Source organism: Paraburkholderia sp. RL17-383-BIF-A (assembly GCF_046028015.1).
Lineage (GTDB): Bacteria > Pseudomonadota > Gammaproteobacteria > Burkholderiales > Burkholderiaceae > Paraburkholderia.
Genome location: NZ_JARESR010000015.1, coordinates 58518 through 83547 on the forward strand (window position 1 = coordinate 58518; position 25030 = coordinate 83547).

The 25030-nt window shown below is 65.0% G+C and carries 16 protein-coding genes and 1 pseudogene; 10 read left to right on the plus strand and 7 right to left on the minus strand.

All coding sequences use genetic code 11. From position 1 onward, the window contains the following. Positions 1–100 precede the first annotated feature (100 nt). The 6 genes from P0D71_RS18590 to P0D71_RS18615 are packed head-to-tail and all read right to left on the minus strand — an operon-like array spanning position 101 to position 6572. The gene (locus P0D71_RS18590) at positions 101–1480 is read right to left on the minus strand and encodes a hypothetical protein (protein WP_408481480.1); all 1380 of its coding nucleotides are present in this window, start codon (positions 1478–1480) and stop codon (positions 101–103) included. Then, positions 1477–3069, minus strand: a complete 1593-nt coding sequence (locus P0D71_RS18595; protein WP_408481482.1) for a vWA domain-containing protein — start codon at positions 3067–3069, stop codon at positions 1477–1479. The genes P0D71_RS18590 and P0D71_RS18595 overlap by 4 nt, the downstream gene beginning before the upstream one ends. Then, positions 3059–4096 carry a vWA domain-containing protein gene (locus P0D71_RS18600; RefSeq protein WP_408481484.1) on the minus strand — a complete coding sequence of 346 codons (1038 nt, stop codon included), beginning with the start codon at positions 4094–4096 and terminating at the stop codon, positions 3059–3061. The genes P0D71_RS18595 and P0D71_RS18600 overlap by 11 nt, the downstream gene beginning before the upstream one ends. Continuing rightward, a complete protein-coding gene (locus P0D71_RS18605) occupies positions 4083–4622 on the minus strand; it encodes a DUF4381 domain-containing protein (RefSeq protein WP_408481486.1) in 540 nt (179 codons plus the stop codon). Before P0D71_RS18605 ends, P0D71_RS18600 begins: the two co-directional genes overlap by 14 nt. Then, positions 4619–5581, minus strand: coding sequence for a DUF58 domain-containing protein (locus tag P0D71_RS18610; protein ID WP_408481487.1), 963 nt, complete (start codon positions 5579–5581; stop codon positions 4619–4621). The genes P0D71_RS18605 and P0D71_RS18610 overlap by 4 nt, the downstream gene beginning before the upstream one ends. Before the next feature lie 31 nt (positions 5582–5612). Continuing rightward, on the minus strand, positions 5613–6572 hold the full coding sequence (locus tag P0D71_RS18615; protein ID WP_408481488.1) for an AAA family ATPase: 960 nt from the start codon (positions 6570–6572) through the stop codon (positions 5613–5615). A 440-nt stretch (positions 6573–7012) separates the two neighbouring features. Here P0D71_RS18615 and P0D71_RS18620 point away from each other — a divergent pair. The 4 genes and pseudogenes from P0D71_RS18620 (at position 7013) to P0D71_RS18635 (ending at position 13868) form a co-directional block, all read left to right on the plus strand. Further along, positions 7013–8143: pseudogene (locus P0D71_RS18620) on the plus strand (formylglycine-generating enzyme family protein). A gap of 103 nt (positions 8144–8246) precedes the next feature. After that, positions 8247–9305 carry an HAD family hydrolase gene (locus P0D71_RS18625; protein WP_408481490.1) on the plus strand — a complete coding sequence of 353 codons (1059 nt, stop codon included), beginning with the start codon at positions 8247–8249 and terminating at the stop codon, positions 9303–9305. Between the two features lie 126 nt (positions 9306–9431). Further along, positions 9432–11114 carry an arylsulfatase gene (locus tag P0D71_RS18630; protein ID WP_408185598.1) on the plus strand — a complete coding sequence of 561 codons (1683 nt, stop codon included), beginning with the start codon at positions 9432–9434 and terminating at the stop codon, positions 11112–11114. 276 nt (positions 11115–11390) lie between these two features. Further along, complete coding sequence (locus P0D71_RS18635; RefSeq protein WP_408481492.1) at positions 11391–13868, plus strand: fused MFS/spermidine synthase; 2478 nt, start codon at positions 11391–11393, stop codon at positions 13866–13868. Between the two features lie 83 nt (positions 13869–13951). Here the strand turns inward: P0D71_RS18635 and P0D71_RS18640 are convergent, their stop codons facing one another. Further along, positions 13952–14401, minus strand: a complete 450-nt coding sequence (locus P0D71_RS18640) for a YMGG-like glycine zipper-containing protein (RefSeq protein WP_408481493.1) — start codon at positions 14399–14401, stop codon at positions 13952–13954. A gap of 718 nt (positions 14402–15119) precedes the next feature. Here P0D71_RS18640 and P0D71_RS18645 point away from each other — a divergent pair. The 6 genes from P0D71_RS18645 (at position 15120) to P0D71_RS18670 (ending at position 24997) form a co-directional block, all read left to right on the plus strand. After that, positions 15120–16466, plus strand: coding sequence for a DUF3300 domain-containing protein (locus P0D71_RS18645; RefSeq protein ID WP_408481495.1), 1347 nt, complete (start codon positions 15120–15122; stop codon positions 16464–16466). Between the two features lie 22 nt (positions 16467–16488). After that, positions 16489–17451, plus strand: a complete 963-nt coding sequence (locus P0D71_RS18650; protein ID WP_408481496.1) for a DUF2950 domain-containing protein — start codon at positions 16489–16491, stop codon at positions 17449–17451. Positions 17452–17656: 205 nt separating this feature from the next. Continuing rightward, a complete protein-coding gene (locus P0D71_RS18655) occupies positions 17657–19276 on the plus strand; it encodes a PqiB family protein (RefSeq protein WP_408481497.1) in 1620 nt (539 codons plus the stop codon). Positions 19277–19671: 395 nt separating this feature from the next. Continuing rightward, positions 19672–20256 carry a DUF2760 domain-containing protein gene (locus P0D71_RS18660; RefSeq protein ID WP_408481498.1) on the plus strand — a complete coding sequence of 195 codons (585 nt, stop codon included), beginning with the start codon at positions 19672–19674 and terminating at the stop codon, positions 20254–20256. Next, entirely contained in the window at positions 20253–22112 is a 1860-nt protein-coding gene (locus P0D71_RS18665; RefSeq protein ID WP_091793959.1) for an Hsp70 family protein, read from the plus strand. The genes P0D71_RS18660 and P0D71_RS18665 overlap by 4 nt, the downstream gene beginning before the upstream one ends. Beyond that, positions 22109–24997, plus strand: coding sequence for an Hsp70 family protein (locus P0D71_RS18670; protein ID WP_408481499.1), 2889 nt, complete (start codon positions 22109–22111; stop codon positions 24995–24997). Before P0D71_RS18665 ends, P0D71_RS18670 begins: the two co-directional genes overlap by 4 nt. The last annotated feature ends 33 nt before the right edge of the window (positions 24998–25030 follow it).

Here is a 25030-nt window from a genome sequence, read left to right on the forward strand (position 1 = left end):
GACTCCTGCTCGAAAGAGGTTGCAAAATCATACGGTCGCATGGACAGCGGCAGCGCGCTTCCCAAGCGGTTGCTTATGTGGCGTCTGTCTCCGCACATTTTCAATCCGCCGGTTCTTCAAATCTGTTCAACGGTCCCGGCAATGCTTTGTCTTCACGTTTTATCCTCGCCCGGTCCGCATTCCTGCGAAGCACCGCGCCGATCTCTTTCCACACAGGAAAACGCGGCGCAGCGTCTCCCGCATAGTTCGACCGGACGGCGGCGATCAGCCTCGCGGCATCCTGATCCCCGGCGGCGTCGATATTATCGAAACGGGCCGGGCGGCCGAAGTCGCGCCCTCTGTCCATCCACGCATATAACGCAGGAATGGTCCGCCGCCACTCGCCCTTACGCGCGGTCGTTGCCAGCTTGCGCCAGGCGAGCGCGTCGCTTGCCAGCCAGCGTTGGCGCGCTTCGCTGAACGCACGCTGACCTCGCCGAACGAACGACGCGACACGCGTGCGCAAGGAAATCAGAAGGATCAGACCCAACACGACAAGACCACCGGCAATCGCTTCGCGTGCGTGGATCACGATGATTCTATGCGGCGTACCCTCGCGCATGGCTTCCAGAGGAATCTCGAACAGCGGCTTTTCCCGTACGGGAGCGGCCGAAAAACGCACCGCCGGCAACACGATCGTTTCCTTGCGCCGCGTAGTCGTGTTCCACCATTCGATCGTCACCGGCGGCAGGCTGAACGTGCCGCTGCGATCGGCCACGTAGCTCGCGCTGTCGGTGCGCTCGCCGGCGACGAGTCCCGCGCGATCTTCGACGATGTTGCGCGTCGCCGAAGGTCTCGCATAGCGCTTGAGTCCGGGCTCGTCCCCGAGTATCGCGGGTGGAATCAGCATCGACTCGGTGCCGGCGGCCCGTTGCGTAATCGTGCGCGTCAGCGGCGCGCCAACGGCGAGATGCGCCGGCGCCGGTTCGATTTTCTGTTCGACGGTGAGCTTGGGCGCGGCGAAAAACGGGCTCATGCCTTCGGCCCCGGGCGGCAATGTCGCGACGAACTTCAATGCCGGCGTACTCACCTGGGCCGGTCCCTGCATGCCGCCGGGATACACCGTAATGGTCAGCGGCGCGATCTCGTAAGTTTTGCCGGCCTGCGGCGCGATCCGGTACGCGCGGCTCACGCCGAACCAACGCGTGCCGTCGATGTCCTCCGAGAGGTTGTCGGCCTGCTCGTCGGGCAGGTTCACGATCGCGTCGGCGACGGTGAACAAAGGCCAGTTCGGCGCTTCGGTAAACCATGTAGTGGTCAGCAGATCGACGACGAGCTTGACCTCGCTGCCCGCCACGACCGGCCCGGCTGGTTCCAGATGCGCGCGCGCCATGATGCGCGGCGCGGGATCGGCCGCCGCGGCCCGGGCTGCAAGCAGGGAGACCAGCGACGAAAGCAGCAACGTCACGAGAAGCGCAGCGCTGCGTGGAAACCGCATCATGGCGCACCACCCGTCTTTGCCGCGGATTCCTGCTCGAAACGCTGTTGCAGAAAGACAGCGGGCGATGTGTTCAGATTGCGCATCCAGGCATCCTCGCTGGGACGCGGCGCCGCCTCGATGACCGCTGTCGTGCCCCTGCCCTTCTTCTTGTCCACCTGCACCTGGTCGGGCGGATCTTCCTCGGGATCGGCGTCGTTCTGTTTGTCTCGCGCGAGCAGCGTTTGCAGGTAAGCGCGATTGGCCGCGGCTTGCGCGAGCGACGGTTGCAGTTTGAGCGCGTTGTCGTAGGCCTTGATCGCGCCCGCGTAGTCGTCGAGATGCGCGAGCGTATTGCCGATATAGAAATACGACTGCGCCGACTTGAGACGCGAGAAGGTTTCGAGCGCGCCCGCGTAGTCCCCCGCCAGATACTGCGCGCGTCCCTTCCACATCGGATCGTCGAAACGCGCCGCAGCCGCCTTGTAGTTGCCGTGTTCGAGATGCCAGCGCCCTTGCTGGTCGTGCGTCGCGAACAGATCAAGCCACTGCCACGGCGCCGCTTGCGCCGGACGCGGCAGCGCGCCGAAGGCAAGCGAGATCAGCACGACCGGCAGCCACTTGACGGTCCAGCCGCGCCGGAAGCTCCACAACGCGAGCAGCAGCAATGGCAACACGAGCCAGTAGCCGCTTTCCTTCCAGCGCGGCTCGATCTTCGTTTGCTCCGCTTGCGCGAGATAGGCCTGCGCGCGATGCTGGACCCACGACACATCGTCGTTGTCCGCGCGCATGCTGGCGAGCGGAATGCCGGCGTCGCGCGCGACGTGGCGGATCGCGTCGGCGTCGAAGGTGCCCAGCAGCGGATGGCCTTCGGCGTCCATCTGGATCATGCCGTCAGGACCGCGAATCGGACCGCCGTGCTCCGTGCCGACCGCGAGCCAGAGCAACTGGTGCCGCAGCGATTTCGCTTTCTGCACGAAGGCGTCCGTACCGTCTGCGTCGAAGCCGTCGCTCATGAACACGATCGTGCCCGCCGCCGGGTCGTTCGCCAGAAGCTGCTCGGCAACGTCGAGGCCGGCCGTCGCGTTCTTGCCGTCACGCGGCATCAGCGCTGGCGAAAGCGCGGGCACGTAGAGTTCGAGCATTGCCGGACCTTCGGTTGGCGGCACCACGAGGTGGGCGGTCGCCGCGAACACGACGAGTCCGGTGCGCGCGCCTTTGCGCGCTCTCGCGAGATCGAGCACCTTCTGTTTCGCGCGTTCGAGGCGGGTCGGCGCAATGTCGGTGGCATCCATCGAACGAGCCAGTTCGAGTACGACCACGAGCGGCGCCTTGTCCTGATTGAACGGCGGGCGCTCCTGTTGCCACGTCGGCCCCGCCGCGGCAAGCGCGCCGATGCCGAGCAGCAGCGCCAACGTATGGACGGGCTGAAGCACGCGCCGTTTCGCATCACCGACAATCAGATGTTCGAGCAAGGCCGGCGCAATCACACCGCGCCAACGCGCACGGACGTCGTTGCGGCGCAGCCAGACGAACGGCAGCAGGAGCGCCGGAATCAGCAACAGCAGCCACGCCGGCCGCAGAAAATGAAACGCCGTGAGGTCAATTTCCATGCTGCGCCTCGCTGACCGGCACACCTTGCGCGCGCTGCGCTCGCCCAGTCGAGCGCAGCAGCGCGACCAGCAACGCCAGCACGTGATAGAGCGCGAGAATGAATAAGCCCGCTGCGACCGGCACCCAGAAATAGTCGCGCTGCGGCCGGTAGATTTCCCGTTTGATTTTTTCGGGCGTCAGTTTGTCGAGCGTGGCGTACACATCGGCGAGATCTTTTTCCTGGCCTAGCGCACGAAATGCGCGGCCACCTGTGATGCTCGCAATGTGCGCCAACGCATCGAGGTCGACGCGATCCTCGCCGGTGGTGGCCGGGTCGCCGATGCCCACCGTATGCACCACGAGCTTGTGCTGCTTTGCGATCTCGGCGGCCCGCTCGGGTGGGATCGCGCTGCTGGTGTCGTTGCCGTCGGTGAGCAGGATCAACACTTTCTCCTGCGCGTGCGAATCCGCCATCAGCTTGACCGTCAGGCCGATCGCGTCGCCGATTGCCGTGCGTGGCCCCGCCATGCCGATCTGCATCTGATCGAGCAGGATCCGCACGCTGTCGTGATCGAGCGTGAGCGGCGCCTGCGGATAAGCCGCGTCGCCGAACACCACGAGGCCGATGCGGTCGCCCTTGCGCTTCGCCACGAAATCGGCCACCACGCGCTTGACGGCACTCAGCCGGTCCATACGCTCGCCGGCCGGATCGACGAAATCGCGCGTGGCCATCGATCCTGACAGATCGATCGCAAGCATCAGGTCGCGTGCCGGTTCGTCGCGCACGATTGGCGGCTCGACGAACACGGGTTTCGCCGCGCCGGTCACGAGCAGTATCCACAGCACCGGCAGCAGCAAACGCAACAGCCAGTGACGGCGCAGGCGCACGCCGCCGGGCGCCGGTTTTTCTCCCGCGGCCTGCGCCATTTCGTGGAAGAACGGCACGCGCACGGCCATCGCCGTGCTGCGATATGCCGGCACCAGCCACCACACCAACACGGGCAGCGGCAGCAGCGCGAACATCCACGGAAAATCAAACTTCCACATGATGATGCTCGATCCAGTCTCGCGCGTGCCGGATCAGCGCGGCGGCGTCGTCCGGCGAAACACTGGCGACCTGCTGCGGCGGCGCGTAGCTTGCGAGACTGAGCAGCGGGCCGGTTCGCGCGTCGAAGCGGCCGCGCGTACGGCGCAGAAAGTCGAGCCAGGCGTCGCAGGTCAGCGACGCGACCTGCTCGCGCGGTGCGACTTCGAGCGACGTGCGTTTGAGGAGCCGAGGAATCGCGGCGAGCATGGCCGCGCGCTGCATCGGGTCCGCGTAGCCAGACGCGAGACCCGCTTCGATGCCCGCCAGTTCCTTTAACGCATGACGCCGGTAACGCTCGCGCCGATAGCGCCGCCGGGCAGCCCATGACATCAGCAGGACGGCACCGAGCAGCACGATTGCGACGAACAGCCAGCCAATCGTTTGGGGTACGTACGATACCGGCGGGGGCAGCGGCAACTCCTGCAAGCCTTGCAGCTCCGCCGACGACCCGGCCGGAGCGAGCGTAGCGTTCGAGGTGCCGCTCATATGCCGCTCCCCCTGGCAGGCCGCGCGCGTTCGCCGAACAGACGGCGAACCTGATCGACGGCGGGCTCGTCGGTGGACAATGCCATGAGCGGCACGCCGCTCGTACGCAGCAATTCGGCCACTTCAGCCGTGCGTCCGCTGAACAGGCTCGACAGCGGCTCGCGCACCCGCGCCTGCTCGATGCGCAATTCGACCTGCAAGCGTCCTTCGCTGACCACCAGCGTACGGTGGCCAGGCATCTGCTGCCAGAGTGGATCGAAGATCATCGCCGCGACGACGTCGTTGTGCGCCGCGAGTTGCCGCAACAGTCGACGCGTGCGATCGCCCGCCCCGGCGAAATCGCTGACCACGCAAATCAGATAGTCATGCCCGGCAAGTTGAAGCACGCCTTCGAGCGCGGCGTCGAGCTGGTCGTATGCGGTTCTGGCTTCGCTTCCGGCATGCAGCGCGCCGTTCATCGCGGCGAGCGCGCCGAACAGGGTCTTGATGCGGCTGCGACTGCGCAAGGGTTTGATCCGCGTGAGCTGGCTGTCGTTGAACAGCACACCGCCGACGCGATCGCCCGCGGCGAATCCCATCCACACGGCAAGCGCGGCGGCCTCGGCGGCCACGACCGATTTGAACGCGCGGCGCGAGCCGAAAAACATGCTCATGCGCTGATCGACGACGACCAGCAGCGGCCGGTCGCGCTCTTCGGTATAGGTGCGAACCTGCGGTTTGCCGAGCCGCAACGACGCCTTCCAGTCGATATGGCGGACGTCGTCGCCCGGCAGATAGCCGCGAATCTCTTCGAAGTTGAGGCCTCGCCCGCGCAGACGCGATGCGTGCGCGCCCGACAGCACGCTCGACACCGGCGCGGGCGCGACGAAACTCAGCCCGCGCGCCTGAAATTCAAGCTTCGCGAGATGCGCGGCGTCGACATATACGCTGCCGATGTCGGTAGAGGACAGCACGTCCATGCCACTCCTGCGCATTCAAAAGACACCGGATTCAGGCCGGCACCGCGACCTTTTCGATCAGGCGGTCGATTACCCGGTCGGCGCTGATATTGTCCGCGTTGGCATCGTAGGACAGTATCAGCCGATGCCGCAGCACGGGATGAATGACGGCGCGCACGTCGTCCGGCGTAACGAAACTGCGTGCCTGCAGCCAAGCCTGAACGCGGCTCGCGCGGTCGAGGCCGATCGCGCCGCGCGGACTCGCGCCGACCTCGATCCACTTGCCGAGGTCCGCGTCGAGCTGCGCGCCGTGACGTGTTGCATTGACGATCGAGACGATATAGTCGTCGATTGCGGGCGCAACGACAATCTGCCTGATTTGCTCGCGCACCGCGAAGATGATGTCCTGCGACAGCACGGACGGCGCCTCGGCGGGCCCGTTGCTCTCCTGCCGCAGCAGGCGCAGCATCGCGACTTCACTGTCCGGCGACGGATAGCCGATCAGCACTTTGAGAAGAAAGCGGTCCATTTGCGCTTCGGGCAATGGATAAGTGCCTTCCTGTTCAATCGGATTTTGCGTGGCCATGACGAGAAAAAGCGCGGACATGCGGTGCGTTTTTCCCGCCACTGAAATTTGCCGCTCTTCCATGGCTTCGAGCAATGCGGATTGAACCTTGGCCGGTGCGCGGTTGATTTCGTCCGCGAGAATCAGATTGCCGAAAATGGGACCCGGTTGAAAACTGAGCGTGCGTTCGCTGCCCGATTGCAGCAGCGTCTCCGCGCCGGTAATGTCCGACGGCAATAAATCCGGCGTGAACTGGATCCGGCTCATGGTTGCCGCGAGCCGTGTGGCGATGGCCTTGACCGTGCGCGTTTTGGCGAGTCCCGGCAGACTTTCGAGAAGCACGTGGCCGTCGGCGAGCAACGCGATCAACACCTGCCGAACCACGGACTGCTGGCCCACGACCGCCTGATTCACACTCGCTTCGAACTGCAGAACGGTGTCGCGCATCGTGCTTTCTCTCTCCAGTCATTTATGTCAATCTGATTGGACGACCCGAATGCCCATGCCCGCTGTCAGACACGTTAATGCAATGGTCCGCATTCGTCAAAGTGTCTCACGTGCATGGTTAAAAAAAGATATGAAATGTCGTCAAAAAATTGCTACTCTGCAACTGCTTGTTTGCGCGAGTGCAGCATCGTTACTCTGTATCGCTAAGCTTGTCCCAGTCTTGAAATGCCAGGCTTGAAATAAAGAGTCGACCGTTATTTACGACGACCCGGCCGTTTCACTCCATGAGAGAAAAGATGACGAGTGCAAGAGATCGAGGGCCCGCGAGGTTGTCACACCCGTCGTCACGCCTGTCGTCACACCAGCACGGGGCGGCCGCAACCACTCTCTCGCGTTCCGGTGGCATGCGCAAACTTTTGCTATGGGGCACCCTGCTCGTCATGCTCCCTGCTTGTGTCGGCGCCGCAGTCAGTTGGGCCTTCACGCCGCACACTCCCGCTCATTCAGCAATCGTCCTCGGCGACGGCACGCATGGCCCGCTCGGCATGGCGTGGGTGCCAGGCGGACAGTTCCTGATGGGTAGCGACGCCAAACAGGCGCAACCGAACGAACGTCCCGCGCACAAGGTCAAGGTGCATGGCTTCTGGATGGACCGCCATCACGTCACCAACGCCGAATTCCGCCGTTTCGTCGAAGCCACCGGCTACGTCACCACCGCAGAGAAGAAACCCGACTGGGACACGCTGAAAGTCCAGTTGCCGCCCGGCACGCCCCGCCCGCCCGAGAGTGCGATGGTGGCGGGTGCCATGGTATTCGTCGGCACCAACCGCCCTGTGCCGCTAGACGATTATTCGTAATGGTGGCGCTATGTGCCGGGCGCCGACTGGCGTCATCCGACCGGGCCGGACAGCAACATCATCGGTAAAGACGATCATCCGATGGTTCAGGTCTCCTACGAAGACGCGCAGGCTTATGCGAAATGGGCCGGCAAGCGCTTGCCGACCGAAGCCGAATGGGAATTCGCCGCGCGCGGCGGTCTAGAACAGGCCACGTATGCCTGGGGCGAACAGTTCTCGCCCGACGGCAAACAGATGGCCAACGTATGGCAAGGCCAGCAGCCGCAGTCTTTCCCGGTCGTCAATCCGAAAGCCGGCGGCGCGCTCGGCACGAGCCCGGTAGGCAGTTTTCCGGCCAACGGCTACGGCCTTTCCGACATGACCGGCAACGCGTGGCAATGGGTTGCCGACTGGTATCGCGCGGATCAGTTCAGACGCGAGGCAGTGAGCACCAGCGCGATCGACAACCCGGCAGGTCCGCGCGATTCGTGGGACCCCGCCGACCCGGGCGTACCCGTCGGCGCGCCCAAGCGCGTGACACGCGGTGGCTCGTTCCTCTGCAACGAAACCTATTGCCTGAGCTACCGGCCCAGCGCGCGACGCGGCACCGACCCCTACAACAGCATGTCGCATCTGGGCTTCCGGCTGGTGATGGACGAAGACACCTGGAAGGAAGCCGGTGCGCGCCAGGCGTCGGCGAAAGGAGCCGGCGCGCCCGGCATCCCTGGCGGTTAACGTACTGAACTGTTGTACTGGACTGTTGGTGAAACCCCGTGTTTCGCGCCTGCGATCTGTCGGCGCGCGTTGCGATTGACCGTCTGATCGAACCGGAGCCCGGATGCACCTGCGCCATCAGCCTGTGTGGTCGAGCCGTGCCTTGCGCCTGATACGCGTAGCGTGCGTTGCATTCAGTCTCGCGGGCTGCGCCGCGCCGCACGACGGCGTCGCACCCTCCCCAACGACAGCGAACAATCCTGCCGCCGCCTTGCCCTCATGGCGTGACACGCCCGCGAGACAGGCAATCCAGTCGTTCGTCGCCGACGTGACCCGTGAAGGTTCGCCGTCGTTCGTGCCGCCTGCGGAGCGTATCGCCGTATTCGACAACGACGGCACGCTGTGGAGCGAACAGCCGCTGTATTTTCAGTTCGTCTTTATGCTGGAACAGGTAAAGGCGGCCGCACCGCAGCATCCCGAGTGGAAAAACAACCCGGCCTTCAAGGCGCTCATGGCGAAAGACTACGGGGCGCTCGCGAGCCAGCAGAAAGCGTTGCTGCAACTGGTCGCGCTCGCCAATAGCGGCATGACCGTCGACGACTACGACAAGTCCATTCGCGCGTGGCTGGCAAGCGCACGCCATCCAAAATTCGGCCGCCCCTATACCGACCTCGTCTATCAGCCGCAACGGGAATTGCTCGCCTACCTGCGCGCCAACGGCTTCAAGACTTTCATCGTTTCGGGCGGCACGATCGAGTTTATGCGGGTCTGGGCCGAGAAGGCCTACGGCATTCCGCCCGAGCAGGTGATCGGCTCCAGCCAGGTCGTGCAGTACGAGGTGCGCAACGGCCAGCCCGTGCTCGTGCGCGAGCCGAAACTCGATTTCGTCGATGACGGGCCCGGCAAGCCCGTCGGCATTTATCGCAACATTGGACACAAGCCCATTCTCGCGTTCGGCAACTCCGACGGCGATCTGCAGATGTTGCAGTACACGGCCGCGAGCCCTCGCCGGCATCTCGCGTTGCTCCTGCATCACGACGACGCCGTGCGGGAATTCGCTTACGACCGCGCGTCGAAAGTCGGCAAGCTGGACAAGGCGTGGGACGAGGCCGTCGCCGACGGCTGGACGGTGGTGAGCATGAAAGACGATTGGCAAACCGTCTTTCCCGCACCGCAGCAGTGAGCGGCGGCGAGAAGCGGCGCGCGGCAAGTTCAGGCCGTGGGCTGCCGGCGGCCGACGAGGGGCGACCCCATCACGCGGAGCAATGCGTGACGGGTGGATAAGAGTCAACTCCATTGGAGCGACACGATGACAAACCTGTTGAAACGAGGGCGTTACGCGTTGGGGGCTGGCGCATTAGCCCTTGCCGCGTTCGGTGCGGTGATTTTTCCATCCATCAACGCACCGGCCCAAACCCAACCGGCGGCCAAACCCGCCCCTACGAGCGCGCCGCAACCGGCCGCGAAGTCTTCGGCCAAGCCGAACATTCTCGTGATTTTCGGCGATGACATCGGGCAGGCGAACATCAGCGCCTACACGCGCGGCGTGGTCGGTTACAGAACACCGAATATCGATCGCATTGCTAATGAAGGCATGATCTTCACGGATTACTACGCCGAGAACAGTTGTACGGCCGGCCGCTCTTCGTTCATCACCGGTCAGTCGCCGTTGCGCACCGGACTGTCCAAAGTCGGCGCACCGGGCGCGCCAGTCGGCTTGCAAAAGGGCGACATGACTATCGCCCAGGCGCTCAAGCCGCTCGGCTATGCAACCGGCCAGTTTGGCAAGAACCACCTTGGCGACAAGAACGAGTACCTGCCGACCAATCACGGCTTCGACGAGTTCTACGGCAACCTGTATCACCTGAACGCGGAAGAAGAACCGGAGCGCCCCTATTGGCCGAAGGACAAGAACGATCCGTATGTGAAGAACTTCTCGCCGCGCGGGGTGATTCATAGCACCTCGGACGGCAAGGTGCAGGACACCGGCCCGCTCACCACGAAACGCATGGAGACCATCGACGACGAAACCGGCGCGCACGCGGAAGAATTCATCCGCAAGCAGGTGAAGAACGGCACGCCTTTCTTCGTCTGGATGAACTTCACGCGCATGCACGTCTTCACCCACGTGCGCCCCGAGTTCAGGGGCAAAAGCGGCATGCCCGGCAATGAATATGCCGACGGCATGTGGGAGCACGATCAGGACGTCGGCAAACTGCTCAAGCTGCTGGATGACCTGAACATTTCCAGGAACACCATCGTCGTCTACACGACCGACAATGGCCCGAATCAGTTCTCGTGGCCCGACGCGGCGACCACGCCGTTCCGCAGCGAAAAGGACTCCAACTGGGAAGGCGCGTTCCGCGTACCGGCCATGGTGCGATGGCCGGGCCATATCAAGGCCGGCGAGACCTCTAACGGCATGTTCTCCGGGCTCGACTGGTTTCCGACGCTGCTGGCCGCCGCGGGAGACGGCGGCGTGAAGGACCGGTTGCTGAAAGGATGGGCGCCTAAGGCGGGAGGCACGAGCTTCAAAAACCATCTTGACGGGTACAACCAGTTGCCGTTCCTGACTGGACAGACGACCCAGGACCCGCGCACGGAGTTCTTCTACTTCGACGACGACGGACAATTGGTCGCGATGCGCTGGGATCAGGATGGCAACGCCTGGAAGGCGGTATTTTGCGAGCAGCGTGCCAAGGGCAACCTCGACATCTGGCAGGACCCGCTCGTCTGTCTGCGGTTGCCCAAGCTGTTCAACCTCCGCATGGATCCTTATGAACGGGCGGACATCACCTCGGATCAATACAACGACTGGGTGACGAAGAACGTTTACCTGAACGGCATAGCGACGCTCAAAGCATCGGCATTCCTGCAGACCTTCGTCGATTACCCGCCGAGCCAGCGGCCCGCGAGCTTTAGCGTGGACGGTGTGCGCCGGCAGGTCGACAAGAAGATCGACGAGTCGTTCAAGAAGCGCGGACTCGAGTAATACGTTTCAGCAGGCGCCGCACTTGCCGGCTTCCATTGGCATGTGCGGCGCGTTTACGCTTCGGTTTTCAAGTCCATTCACCTCGTCTCGACGCACTGCATCCGCGCACATTATCCGATGACCCAAACGTTGGCTCACCGCGCCAAAAGCTCACGCCGCGAGCGTCGCGCACAAGAACGCGCACAGCGCCGCGCCGATCCGCATGAACATGGGCCGGCCGACACGGACAGTCGCTCTGCTTCGCCTGCTTCTCCTGCATTGCCGATTGCGTGGCCGATGCTCCTGCTGTTTGCATCGGGCGCGGCGTCGCTGATTTACCAGGTGCTGTGGATCAAGCAATTGGCGCTCGTCGTGGGCGTCGACGTGCGGGCGGTCACGACCGGTGTGAGCGCATTCTTCGCCGGTCTCGCGCTGGGCGGCTGGCTCCTCGGCAGGTTCGCCGATCGCATCTCGCGGCCGTTGCTGCTTTACGCCGCGCTGGAAGGCGGCGCGCTACTGCTGGCGGTAGCCGGCACCATTGCGCTAGCGCACGCGGCCGCGCCGTTCGCATGGCTGCAGGATCGCGCCGGGCCGCTCGCCTGGGCGTTGCCGTTTGCGCTGGTCGGCCTGCCCGCCGTGCTGATGGGCGGCACGCTGCCGGTGCTGATGCGCGCGCTGGGCCCTCGCGCGACACGGCTCGGCCGCGCCGGCGCGCGCCTGTATGCGGCCAATACGGGTGGTGCGATTGCCGGCACACTCGCCGCCGCCTTTGTGCTGATCCCGTCACTTGGCGTGCAAGGCAGCGCGTTCGCGGCTGCCGGGTTGAACGCGCTGGCCGCATTGGCTGCACTGCTCATTGGCCGTTTCGCTTCTGCACGCGAATCTGTCGATGGACAACCGCTCGAAACGGCCTCTGCCGACGAAACAGCAGTCGACCGGGCCGCGCCCGGCGCACGCCTCGCCATCGTCCTCTATGCGTTCGCCGGCGGCATCGCGCTGGGTTACGAGGTCGTGTGGTCCCAACTGATCGTCCAGTTCATCAGCACCCGCAGCTTCGCTTTCGCGATCGTGCTCGCCACGTATCTACTCGGGCTGACGCTCGGCAGCGCGCTCAGTTCGCGCCATGTCGATCGCGCGCGCGATCCGTGGGGTATGTTCGCGCTGCTGATCGTGGCCGCCGGACTCGTCGCGCTGCTGGAAGTGGCCGCGTTGGGCGGGTGGCTGCTCCAATGGCAAAGCCTCGCGCGCGAGGCAACCTTCTCCGCCACCGGCAGCCTCCTCGCCGCCATGTGCGCGGGCTTTGCGGTCGCGGCTACGTGCGTCGTTTTCGTGCCCACGCTGTTGCTTGGAGCGGCGTTCCCATTTGCGTTGCGCGTGAGCGTGGATGCCCGGCACACTGGCCGCGATGTCGGCGCCGTGCTGGCGCTCAACACCGCGGGCGGTATCGCGGGCACGCTGCTCGCCGGCTTCCTGCTCGTGCCGGTACTCGGGCTGGTTCGTGCGCTTGCGGTGCTCGCGTTGCTCGCTGGCGCAGTGGCCGCCGTGGCCGTCTGGCGCGGTCAGGGCGTGCGGCGTGGCGCCCGCTGGTCCGTGCCGGTATTGGTCGCGGCCACCCTGTGTGCCGTGCTGCTCACGCCGGCGGATCGTCTCGCCAACCTGCTCGCTGCCGCACGCGGCGGCACGCTGATCTCCTACGAGGAGAGTGCGGGCGGTACCGTGGCTGTGGTTGCACAGGGCGCGGGCCAGAAGCAGTTCCAGCGCCTCTACATTCAAGGCGTTTCCAATTCCGGCGACGCGATGACCTCGTTGCGCTACATGCGTCTGCAAGCGCTCCTGCCACTGCTGATTCACCGCGATACGCCGCGCAGCGCGCTTGTCATCGGACTCGGCACGGGCATCACCGGTGGTGCGCTGCTCACGTGGCCTAGCCTCGACCAACGCGTGGTCGCCGAGTTGCTGCCTGCGGTCGTACGCGCCGCGCCGCAGTTCAAAGGCAACTACGGTATCGGCACTGACCCGCGCGTCGACATTCGCCTGCGCGACGGACGGCGCGAGCTGCTACGCAGCAGCGAACGTTACGACCTGATCACGCTCGAACCACCGCCGCCCTCGGCGGCCGGCGTGGTCAATCTCTACTCGTCGGATTTCTACCGACTGGCGGCCTCGCGTCTGCGCACGGACGGTATCGTCGCGCAGTGGCTGCCGCTGCCGACCCAGAACGAAGACGACACGCGCTCCTTGATCCAGAGCTTCATCCAGGTGTTTCCGTATGCCGCGCTATGGACCACCGAGTTGCACGAGATGATGCTAATCGGCTCGATGCAGCCGATCGAACTGGATGTGCAGCGCATCGAGTCGCGCTTTGCTCAACCGCAGGTGGCGGCGTCGCTGCGCGAAGTCGGCGTGGCCACGCCGGCGGCGCTGCTCGCGACCTGGATCACCGATCGCGCCGGCCTCGCGTATTACACCGCGGATGCCCTACCCGTGACCGATGACCGGCCACGCATTGAATACGCGGCGTGGGTGCGGCGCGACGCTTTTCCGGACACGCTCGCACACCTGCTCGCGCTTCGCGGCGAACCGCCGTTGTTGCACGCCGATGACAAGTTCCGCGTGGCCTTGAACGCCGAGCACGCCGCGCTGCAAAGCTTCTATGCCGCGGGCCTCGACGCATACCGTGGCGAACGTGATGCATGGTCTCGCGATATTGGCGAGGCATTGCAGGCGCAACCGGACAATCCCTACTTCCGTTGGTTCGTCGGCGACGAACCGTAGAGGCGCACGAGGGAGCCTCAGCATCGTTCCGTTGATACGGTGCCCAACTCACCGCGATCAAAAGAAAAGGACCTTACGTGCGACTACTGAACCGTATAGCCTTTGCCTTGCATGCAGGAGTCGTAAGCGCGCCAATATGTGCTCATTGCCGACTGCTGGTTAGCCTGCGCCGTTTGCAATTGCGCGGCTTGTTGCTGACGATTGCGCACGCCACCGGCCACCGCACCAGCGGTCGCACCAACTGCGGCGCCATGTCCTGCATCGTTATTACTCACGTCGCCAACGATTGCGCCCGCCGCCGCTCCACGTGCCGCACCGCGAACGCGCGCGCCTGTCGGCCCCGATTGTGGCGCAGGTGTTTGCGCGACCACGGCCGGGTCGATGCCGGTGCTTTGCTTTGCCCATGAGTAGCAGGCTCCATCGTCCGAGGTCTGCTGCTGTTGGCTTTGTCCATGCGCGGGATAGACGGACGGTTTTTGCGCGAGCGCGAGCGCGCTCATACTGGCCATGAACACCACGACGATTCGTTTCATAGAGGTCTCTCATTGGATTGAGCGTTCGAGCAGCAGTCCGCGCCGCGGATCGAGCGGCGTGCGGCGTGCGGCGTGCGGATGTATCAGGCAACCCCGCACATACGTCGCCACTTGGTCACTTCGCCGATCTGCGGCGAGGGAACGGTAGATTAGCTGACAGGGTGCCGAAAACGCTCAACGAAAATGAGTTTTCACATTAATCGATCGATATCGAGCTGCGCTAATATTTCGTCGTCCCACGCAATCGAAACCGCAAACGAAACGGGGCACAGGCTGAGTCAATATGTATCTTGACCCCGCCTGGCTACCCGGCGACGATTTCACAGTTCCTCAAGCAACCAATGAAACCTGTGCACGAAACGCAAGAACATTGTTGGACAGGCTGAAGGTCGGCAAAAGCGCCACATACGCGACACCGCGCTGCGCCGTTAATCCAACAACAAGAGAAATTCAACAAGAATTTATTTGAACAAAAGATTGCACAATTCGTGGGAAAAGGTTTATTAATCTTGCCATCATGCACGCGCTGTCTGCAACACGATTCGGAGTCCGTTTGAAGCGCGATTGTCGCGGAACCTGCGCGGATCTCGAGCAGCAGTCCGCTGCACTGGTTAGCACCGCCACACATAGCCGATCGCTTCCCACTGGTTTCCGATGTGGATGTCTCACGCACCGCACCCGTGCGCCATATACAACTTCCAACAGGGGAGACTTGATCGTGAATCGCTCCAGGGCATACCAGAGAAGATCGCGGATTCTTCTAGCCACACTCACCGTATTGGCCGGCGCACCGTTGTTCCTCGAGGTCGCGGTGCCTGCCGCCTACGCACAGGCGCCGGCAAAAATTTCGAACCAGCAACTGGACTCGCTCACGGCGCCAATCGCGCTCTATCCGGACGCCCTGCTCGCCCAGGTGCTGATGGCGTCCACCTTTCCGCAAGACGTGCCGGCGGCGGAGGCATGGGCGAAAGCCAATCCGATTCTCAAGGGTGACGACGCCGTGAAGGCAGTGGGGTCCGAGCCGTGGGATCCGAGCGTGCAATCGCTGGTGGCGTTTCCGCAAGTGCTGGCCACCATGGCGTCGAAACCCGACTGGGTCACGCAACTGGGCAATGCCTTCCTCGCTCAACCGAACGACGTGATGGACTCGGTGCAGCGTTTGCGCAAGCAGGCGCAGCAGGCCGGCAACCTGCAAACCAACCAGCAGCAGAAAGTGGTGGTCGAGCAGAGCACCATCCAGATCGTGCCGGTGAACCCTCAGGTCGTCTACGTGCCGACCTACAACCCCACGGTCGTCTACGGCGCGTGGCCGTATCCAGCCTATCCACCTGTGTATGTTCCGCCTCCGCCGGGCTACGCGGTGGCGAGCGGCCTCGCCGCAGGACTCGCGTTCGGTGCCGGCGTGGCGATCACCAGTTCGCTGTGGAGCAACGTCAACTGGAACAATCACAGCGTCAATATCAACGTCAATCAGTACAACAACATCAATGTGAATCGCCGGCTCGACGTGAACAGCAGCACGACGAACTGGAACCGTAATGCGTCTGTCAATCGCAACACCACAGCCAACGTGGGCAGCGCGCAGCGCGACGCGTATCGCGGGCGCGATACGTCGGCCTCGCGTGCACAGGCGCAGCAAACGCTGCAGAACCGCACCGGCCAGAACCTGGGCGGAACCGCAAGTGAGCGCGTGCAGGGTATCCAGCATGGCGGCAACAATGCCGCCAACGTTCGCAACAACGCGCAAAACGTGAACCGCGACAACGCGCTGCGCGGCGCGGGCGACGGCGGCGCCGCGAAGCAGGACATGCAGCGCGGGCAAGCAAGCCGCCAACAGTTGGCGAACAACCGCGGCGGCAGTCCCGGCGCGAATGGCGGTGGTCAGCAGCGTGGCGGCAATCTGGGCGCGGGAGGCGGTGGCGAGCGTGCCGGCGGCGGCTTCGGTGCGGGCGGCGGTGGCGAGCGCGCCGGCGGCGGCTTCGGTGCGGGCGGCGGTGGACAGCAGCGCGGCGGCGGGTTGGGTGCGGGTGGCGGCGGCCAGCGTCACCTCGGCCGGCAACGTTGAACCGATCTCACAGGAGCCGCTCATGATCCGTATCCATACATTCCAGACCGTCGGCGCACGTCTTGCCGACACGCTTCCTCGCGCCTTCGGCGCTCTCAAGCCACACTTTGCGGGCAGCGCACTCGGGCTTGCCGCGCTCATGCTCGGCGCGTCGGCGGCGCACGCGCAAGCCGTGTATCCGACAGCGGAGGCCGCGGCCAGCGCTTTCGTCAACGCGCTTTCCAGCAACGACGACACCGCGATGCAGCATGTGCTCGGCAAGGATTTCACCCACTTCATTCCCACCAAAAACGTAGGCGAAGACGATATCTACGAGTTTCTCGGCGCGTGGGCAGCAGGACACCAGATCGTCGACGATCCGGCGCCGCTCAACGGTCGCGCGAGCAAGCATCTCTCGGTCGGCAACAGTGGCTGGACGCTGCCGATTCCGCTCGTGCAGGCGGCCAATGGCTGGCGCTTCGATCCCGCTGCCGGCCGCGACGAAATCATGACGCGCCGCATTGGCCGCAATGAGCGCGCGGCAATGCTGACCTCCCTTGCCTACCTCGATGCGCAACGCGATTACCAGGCATTGACCCAGCACTACGCGCAACACATTCTCAGCACACCGGGTCAGCACGACGGCTTGTACTGGCCCACTGCGGAGGGTGAACCGGCAAGCCCGCTTGGCCCGCTTGCCGCGGCAATGCCGCATGGCGGCTCCGTTTCGAAGGAGGGTTATCACGGTTATCACTTCCGCATTCTGAGCGCGCAAGGGCCGCATGCGAAAGGCGGCAGCCAGAACTACATCGAGAACGGCACGATGACGAAGGGCTATGGGCTTATTGCGTGGCCCGCCGAGTATGGCAAGACGGGCGTGATGAGTTTTATCGTCAATCAGGACGGGCAGATTTACCAGAAAAATCTCGGGCCTCAATCGGCACGTACCGCGACCGCGCTCAAATCGTTCGATCCGGACCCGTCGTGGGAGGCCGTGCAGCCCTGAACGGGGCATCCGCGTCGCCGGCGCCACCCAGCGTGTGGCGCCTCGCGCGCCGCGCCCGGGGCGAAGAATGAACGCGGGGTGAACGCGAGATGAGCTCGCGGCGAACACGGGGTGAACGCGGCTCGGCAGTTCGCCCCGCATCCCATTCAGGAGCGCGTGGCGAGCGGGAGCCAGGACGCGGCCAGTCACGCTTCGGAGCCCAGTCATGAATAGCCCGCAAGAACCCGTCCTCCCCCCGGATTTGCCCGATCCTGACATTGCGCCGCGGCGCAGTTGGCTGCCCTCGCTCGTCTGGGTCGTGCCATTGATCGCGGCGTTGATCGGTATCGCGCTTGTCGTCAAGTCCGTCACCGAACGCGGCCCGGCGATCACGATCGTCTTCGAGAACGCCGAAGGTCTCGAACCCGGCAAAACCCAGGTCAAATATAAGGACGTGGAAATCGGTTCGGTCAAGGCGATCACCCTGTCGAAGGATCAAACGCACGTGGAAATCGCCGTGCAACTCACCAAGCAGGCGGAAAACTTCGCGGTCAAGGACACGCGCTTCTGGGTCGTTCGACCACGCGTCGGCGCCACGGGCGTGTCGGGCATCGGCACGCTGCTCTCGGGCGCGTATATCGGCGTGGACGTTGGCCGCTCCAAACAAACGCAAACCCACTTCGTCGGACTCGAAACGCCGCCCCCCATCACCACCGACCAGAAAGGCCACCGCTTCATCCTGCATGGCGATTCGCTCGGCTCGATCGACATCGGCTCGCCGATCTTTTACCGGCGCGTGCAGGTGGGGCAGGTCTACGGCATCGCGCTCGACAAGGACGGCACGGGCGTGACCATGCAGGTGTTCGTCGCCGCGCCGTACGACCAGTACGTCGGCACCAATTCGCGCTGGTGGCATGCAAGCGGCGTCAATGTCCGGCTCGACTCGTCCGGCTTCGTCGTCAACACGCAGTCGCTCGCAGCCATTCTGGTCGGCGGCCTCGCATTCCAGACGCCGCCGGGGCAGCCGATGGGCGTGCAAGCACCGGAGAAGAGCGACTTCCGCCTCGCCTCCGACGAGACGGACGCCATGCGCGCGCCAGACGGCGTACCGGTGCGCGCCGTGATGAATTTCAACCAGTCGTTGCGAGGGCTTTCCGTGGGCGCGGTGGTCGACTTCCGCGGCATCGTGCTGGGCCAGGTGACGGACATTGGTGTCGAGTACGATCCGCAGACGCAGAGCTTCACGATGCCGGTGACGCTGGACCTGTATCCGGACCGACTCAGACGGCGCGCCCGCAGCCAAACGATGCCGCAGGCCCGTTCGACCGCCAGCCACGACCTGCTGCGCCGTCTCGTCGAGCGGGGCCTGCGTGGCCAGTTGCGTACCGGCAACTTGCTGACGGGCCAGTTATATATCGCGCTCGACATTTTCCCGAAGGCGGCGCCCGTCAAGTTCGATGGCAGCATCGAGCCGGTCGAACTGCCGACCATTCCGAATACGCTCGACGCGCTACAGGTGCAGGTGGCCGATATCGCGAAGAAACTCGACCGGGTTCCGTTCGATCAGATCGGCGCGAACCTGAACACGTCGCTGAAAAACGCCGACGCGCTGTTCAATCGGCTGAACACCGAAGTCGTGCCGCAGGCGCGCGACACGCTCGCCGCCGCAAGGCAGACCTTTGGCTCGGCGGAGGCGACTTTGCAGCGCGACTCGCCGTTGCAGTCGGATGTGCACCAGGCGCTGCAGGAATTGACCCGCACGCTGCAATCGCTGAACGCGCTGGCGGATTATCTGGAGCGTCATCCTGAATCGCTCGTGCGCGGCAAACCTGGAGACAAGCCATGACATCGGCGCTGCTGAGACCGTTTGCCCTGCCCCACAACCTAACCAGCCAGGGCTACTCCGCCTCGCCGAACACCTCACACTGACGAACAGCCGCAAGCTCATCGCCCGCCCGCAACCACCCACAACCGCCCGTGACAACCCGCCAATCTCGCCGCATTGCCCGCTAGAATGACCGGCTTTGCCCGCTTCAGCCGCGCCACAAGGCAAAATACGGGTTTTGCGCGCGCCAACCGCGCCGCGCTCCCCGATCAATCAGACGTCGGCGACCGGCATGCCGCCGGCCTTTGCCAACCCGCACAACGGCGGCCCACGCAGGCCCGGCGCGGCTTCGCGGCCCGTGGCGTGCGGCGCAGCCAGGACAGCTCGTCCTTTAACAGAGCACCTCAGGAGCATTTATGACCGATTCGAACCCATCCTTCCTCGGCAGGATTTCCCTGGCCGTGAGCACGTTCTTCCGCATTCTCGGCGATAGCGAATTCGCCGCCGGCGTCTTGCGTTTGCGCGAGGGCAACGCTGCCGCCAGCGCCGCGCCCGTAGCGGCACCGGCACCGGCGCCGGCGCCCGCCCCCACGCCGAAGCCCGCGCCCGTGCTGAAAGAAGCCAGCCCCGACGCCGCCCTGCAACTGCTCGGCCTGCTGCAACGCGACGCGCGTTTCATCGATTTCGTCGAGGAAGACATCAAGAGCTACAGCGACGCCGACATCGGCGCGGCCGCGCGCCTCGTGCACGACGGTTGCCGCGCGACGCTGCGCGAGCACTTCACGATCCGCCCGGTGCGTGACGAAGCCGAAGGCAGCCGCGTCACGCTGGCCGAAGGTTTCGACGCCGCCTCGATTCGCCTGACCGGCAATGTGGTCGGCCGCGCGCCGTTTAACGGCAGCATCAGCCATCGCGGTTGGCGGGTCGAGGAAGTGCGTCTGCCGAAGCTCGCGGACAGTCACAACGCCAAGGTGATCGCACCGGCCGAGGTGGAGCTATGAGCGACGCACGCCAGTCACGTTACGCCATCGGCATCGATCTCGGCACCACGCATTGCGCACTCTCCTATGTGGACACGAGCGCGAGCGACGGCGAAAAAACCACCCAGGGCGTGCTGCCGATCGCCCAGCTCACGGGTCCGGGCGCGATCGACAACCTCGATCTGCTGCCCTCGTTTCTCTATCTGCCGCATCCGGACGAACTCGCCTCGGGCGACCTCTATCTGCCGTGGACCGGCCAGCGCGAATACGCGGTCGGCGAGTTCGCCCGCAGCCGCGGCGCGGCCACGCCGATCCGGCTCGTGTCGAGCGCGAAAAGCTGGCTGTGCCATCCGGGCGTCGACCGGCGCGCCGCTATCCTGCCCAACGACGCGCCACCTGAAGTCGCACGCGTCTCGCCGCTCGAAAGCTCGGTGCGCTATCTGACGCACTTGCGCGAAGCGTGGGACCACGCACATCCCGACGCGCCGTTCAGCGAGCAGGACATTACGGTGACGATCCCGGCATCGTTCGATCCGGCCGCACGCGAACTGACCGCCGAAGCGGCCGAGGCCGCCGGCTACGGCAGCATGACGCTGCTGGAAGAACCGCAAGCCGCGCTGTATAGCTGGATCCAGAAGAGCGGCGGTCAGTGGCGCAAGCAGGTCAAGGTCGGCGACATCATTCTCGTGGTGGACGTGGGCGGCGGCACGACCGACCTCTCGCTGATCGCCGTGATCGAGCGCGAAGGCAATCTCGAACTGCATCGCGTCGCGGTGGGCGAACACATTCTGCTCGGCGGCGACAACATGGACCTCGCGCTCGCGCACGTGGTCGCGCGCAAGCTGGCGGCGGCCGGCACCCAGGCCGACGCGTGGCAACTGCGCGCCCTCACCTATGCATGCCGCTCGGCCAAGGAAACGCTGCTCAGCGACCCGGCTACCGACACCGTGCCGCTCGTCGTGCCGAGCCGCGGCTCGAAGCTGATCGGCGGCTCGATCCGCACCGAACTCACGCGCGCCGAATTGACCCAGACGATTCTCGAAGGCTTCTTCCCGCAAGTGGAGAGCGCCGCGCGTCCGGTGAGCCGCGCGCGCGCCGGTCTGACGCAGCTCGGCCTGCCGTATGCGCAGGACGCTGGCATCACGCGGCACCTCGCGGCGTTTCTCGGCCGTCAGGTGGGCGCGCTCGCCGAACTGGAAGGACTGCGCGACATCGCCACAGCGGAAAACGCGAGTTTCCTGCATCCCACGGCGGTGCTGTTCAACGGTGGCGTGTTCAAGTCGCCGCTGCTGGTCGAACGCATCATGGGCACGCTCAACAACTGGCTCGGCGCGGAAGGCGCGGCGCCGGCGCGGCTGCTCGAAGGCGCCGATCTCGACCTCGCCGTTGCGCGCGGCGCGGCCTATTACGGTTACGTGCGACGCGGCCAGGGCGTGCGGATTCGCGGCGGCACGGCGCGCGCGTACTACATCGCGATCGAATCGGCGATGCCCGCGGTGCCCGGTCTCGAACCGCCTATTCAGGCACTGTGCGTCGCGCCGTTCGGCATGGAAGAAGGCACCGAGGCCGAGCTGCCCGCGCAGGAATTCGGCCTGGTGGTCGGCGAGCCGGTGCATTTCCGCTTCTTCGGGTCGTCGGTGCGACGTCAGGATCAGGTCGGCACGCTGCTCGACTTCTGGGGACCCGAGGAATTGCAGGAGCTCGAAGAGATTCAGGCAACGCTGCCCGCCTCTGGCCGCACCGCCGGCGAAGTGGTGCCGGTGAAGCTGCATGCGCGCGTCACCGAAGCGGGCACGCTCGAACTCGAAGCCGTGCCGCGCGGCACTGACGAGCGCTGGAAAGTCGAGTTCGACGTGCGCGGCAACGCGAATGCATGAATGAGATGAAGCGGTACAGCGTCGGTATCGATCTCGGCACCAGCAACACGGTGCTCGCCTATGCGGAGGCGGGGTCGCAGCTCATTCGCGTCTTCGAGATCGAACAACTGGTAAGTCCCGGCGAAGTGGCCGCGCGGCCTCTGTTGCCCTCGGTGCGCTACCACGCGGCGCAGGGCGAACTGAACCCCGGCGATCTGCAATTGCCGTGGTCCAGTGCGGATCAAACCGGCGCTCGGACAAAAGCGCACGCAGAAGCTCAAGCAAACGCCCAAGCCGAACCACCGCCCGTCGTGATCGGCCGGCTCGCGCGCCTGCTAGGCGCTCAGGTGCCGGGGCGGCTCGTGACGAGCGCGAAGAGCTGGCTCTCGCATGCATCGGTCGACCGCGTCGCGCCGATCCTGCCGTGGGGCGCCGCCGACGATGTCCTCAAAGTCTCGCCGGTCGAAGCCAGCGCGAGCTATCTGGCGCACGTGCGCGCGGCCTGGAACCACCGTTTTCCGGACGCGCCGCTCGAGACTCAGGATGTGGTGCTGACGGTGCCGGCTTCTTTCGACGAAGGCGCACGCGCACTGACCGTGCAAGCCGCGCGCATGGCCGGCCTGCACAATCTGAAGTTGCTGGAAGAGCCGCAAGCGGCGTTCTACGACTGGCTGTTTCATCATCGCGAGCGGCTTGCAAGCGAGCTCGCGGACACCCGTCTCGTCCTGATCTGCGACGTGGGCGGCGGCACCACCGACCTCACGCTGATCGAAGTCGGCCTGAAAGACGGCGAGCCGCAGCTTACGCGTATCGGCGTGGGCAATCATCTGATGCTCGGCGGCGACAATATGGATCTGGCGCTCGCGCATCTGGTGGAAGCGCGGCTGCCGGGCGCGGACCAGGCGAGCGGGCGCGCGCGTTTGTCGGCGGCGAGCCTGTCGCAACTGGTCGAGCGTTGCCGCAACGCAAAGGAACAGCTGCTCGGCCCGCAGGCGCCCGACTCGACGTCGATCACACTGCTCGGCGCCGGCTCGAAGCTGATCGGCGGCGCACGCACGGTGCAGGTCACGCGCGATGAGGTCGAGCGGATCATCGTCGACGGCTTCTTTCCGGCGGTGGCGTCGCATGAACGGCCCGGCAGGCCGCGCGGCGCGATCGTCGAATTCGGCCTGCCCTATGCGACCGATGCGGCGGTCACGCGTCATATCGCGGCGTTTCTGAACCGCTTCGCGGCGCAGTCGCGTAAAGCGCTGGGCGCGGAGTCGTCCGCCTCGCCGCAACTCGCCGACGAACACACGCTGCCGGTGCCCGACACGCTGCTTCTGAACGGCGGCGTGTTCCGCGCCGGCGCGCTCACGCAGCGTCTGGCGAGCACGCTGGGCGCGTGGCGCGGCGAAGCGCTCAACGTGCTGCATAACGACAATCCCGACGTGGCCGTTGCACGCGGAGCGGTCGCCTATTCACTCGCGCGCGCGGGCAACGCGCCGAGAATCGGCGGCGGCTCGCCGCGCAGCTACTTTCTCGTACTCGACGAAGCCGGCGACGGCAAGCAAGAAGCCGAACCGGTGCCACGCGGCATCTGCCTGCTGCCGCGCGGCACGGAAGAAGGCCACGAGATCCTGATCGCGGATCGCACCTTCGCGTTGCGCCTCGGACATCCGGTGCGTTTTCACCTGGTCTCGTCGAGCGCGGACACGGTGTATCAGCCCGGCGAGCTGATCGATCTCGCAAGCGGCGACTTCGTTCGCCTGCCGCCGGTCGCGACCATCGTGCAGCCGCGTGGCGCGAGCACCGCGCGCGAAACCGCGGTGCAGATCGCGACATCGCTCACCGAAGTGGGCACGCTCGAAGTCCACTGCATCGAACTAGGTAATCCCGCGCAGCGCTGGCTGCTCGAATTCCAGTTGCGCCGCGAAGACGCGCAGATGAACTTGACGGCCGATGCCGCGCAAGCCCGCCATCCCGCGCTCGACGAGGCGATCGAACAGATCGACCGCAGCTTCGGTTCGCGCGCGCAGAAGGTCGATCCCAAAGAAGTCAAACGGCTGCGCTCACAACTCGAACACTTGCTGGGCCCGCGCGAGAGCTGGAACAGCGCGTTGCTGCGTGAACTGTTCGGCGCGCTGTGGGAACGCGCGCGGCGTCGGCGCCGCTCGGCGGATCACGAACGGCTCTGGCTGAATCTGGCCGGCTATTGCGTGCGGCCGGGCTTCGGTTATCCGCTCGACGAATGGCGTGTCGAACAACTCTGGTCGCTCTTCGACGACGGCATCCAGTACGTCAACGAAGGCCAGGTCTGGTCGGAATGGTGGACGCTCTGGCGTCGCGCCGCGGGCGGCCTCGACGAGAGCGCGCAACTGCGCGTACTCGACGCGATGGCCTATCTGCAAAAAGCCGCGCAGTCGCGCCACAAGCTGCCGTTCGACGTGGCGAAAACCGGCTTCACCGATATGGTTCGCCTGAGCGCATCGCTCGAACGGATTCCTGTGGAGCGCAAGATCGAACTCGGCGAGTCGGTGCTGACCCGCTTGAAGAAGCCCGCGGAAAATCATCAAAGCTGGTGGGCGGTCGGGCGTATCGGTGCGCGTCGGCCTTTCTACGGCAGCGCGCACAGCGTCGTGCCACCGGAGATCGCCTCGGCGTGGCTCGACGCGATACTCGCGCTCGACTGGAAGAAGGTCGATCCCGCCGCGTTTGCCGCCGTGCAGATCGCTCGCATGACCGGCGACCGCTCGCGTGATTTGCCCGAAGACGTGCGCCGCACGGTGGTGCGCCGGCTCGAAGCGGCCAACGCGCCGCGCGCGTGGATCACGATGGTGAACGAGAGTGTGGAGCTCGATGACGCGGACGAAGGGCGCGTGTTCGGCGAGTCGCTACCGGCAGGGCTGAAACTGATCGCGAGCTGAAACATGCGCGACCGGCGCGGCTCGACGTTTGGG

Coding starts and splice junctions, on each gene's coding strand:
- P0D71_RS18640 (WP_408481493.1), bottom strand. CDS start 14,401: ATGAAACGAATCGTCGTGGTGTTCATGGCCAGTATGAGCGCGCTCGCG.
- P0D71_RS18670 (WP_408481499.1), top strand. CDS start 22,109: ATGAATGAGATGAAGCGGTACAGCGTCGGTATCGATCTCGGCACCAGC.
- P0D71_RS18650 (WP_408481496.1), top strand. CDS start 16,489: ATGATCCGTATCCATACATTCCAGACCGTCGGCGCACGTCTTGCCGAC.
- P0D71_RS18625 (WP_408481490.1), top strand. CDS start 8,247: ATGCACCTGCGCCATCAGCCTGTGTGGTCGAGCCGTGCCTTGCGCCTG.
- P0D71_RS18610 (WP_408481487.1), bottom strand. CDS start 5,581: ATGGACGTGCTGTCCTCTACCGACATCGGCAGCGTATATGTCGACGCC.
- P0D71_RS18590 (WP_408481480.1), bottom strand. CDS start 1,480: ATGATGCGGTTTCCACGCAGCGCTGCGCTTCTCGTGACGTTGCTGCTT.
- P0D71_RS18595 (WP_408481482.1), bottom strand. CDS start 3,069: ATGGAAATTGACCTCACGGCGTTTCATTTTCTGCGGCCGGCGTGGCTG.
- P0D71_RS18615 (WP_408481488.1), bottom strand. CDS start 6,572: ATGCGCGACACCGTTCTGCAGTTCGAAGCGAGTGTGAATCAGGCGGTC.
- P0D71_RS18600 (WP_408481484.1), bottom strand. CDS start 4,096: ATGTGGAAGTTTGATTTTCCGTGGATGTTCGCGCTGCTGCCGCTGCCC.
- P0D71_RS18655 (WP_408481497.1), top strand. CDS start 17,657: ATGAATAGCCCGCAAGAACCCGTCCTCCCCCCGGATTTGCCCGATCCT.
- P0D71_RS18635 (WP_408481492.1), top strand. CDS start 11,391: ATGCTCCTGCTGTTTGCATCGGGCGCGGCGTCGCTGATTTACCAGGTG.
- P0D71_RS18660 (WP_408481498.1), top strand. CDS start 19,672: ATGACCGATTCGAACCCATCCTTCCTCGGCAGGATTTCCCTGGCCGTG.
- P0D71_RS18665 (WP_091793959.1), top strand. CDS start 20,253: ATGAGCGACGCACGCCAGTCACGTTACGCCATCGGCATCGATCTCGGC.
- P0D71_RS18630 (WP_408185598.1), top strand. CDS start 9,432: ATGACAAACCTGTTGAAACGAGGGCGTTACGCGTTGGGGGCTGGCGCA.
- P0D71_RS18605 (WP_408481486.1), bottom strand. CDS start 4,622: ATGAGCGGCACCTCGAACGCTACGCTCGCTCCGGCCGGGTCGTCGGCG.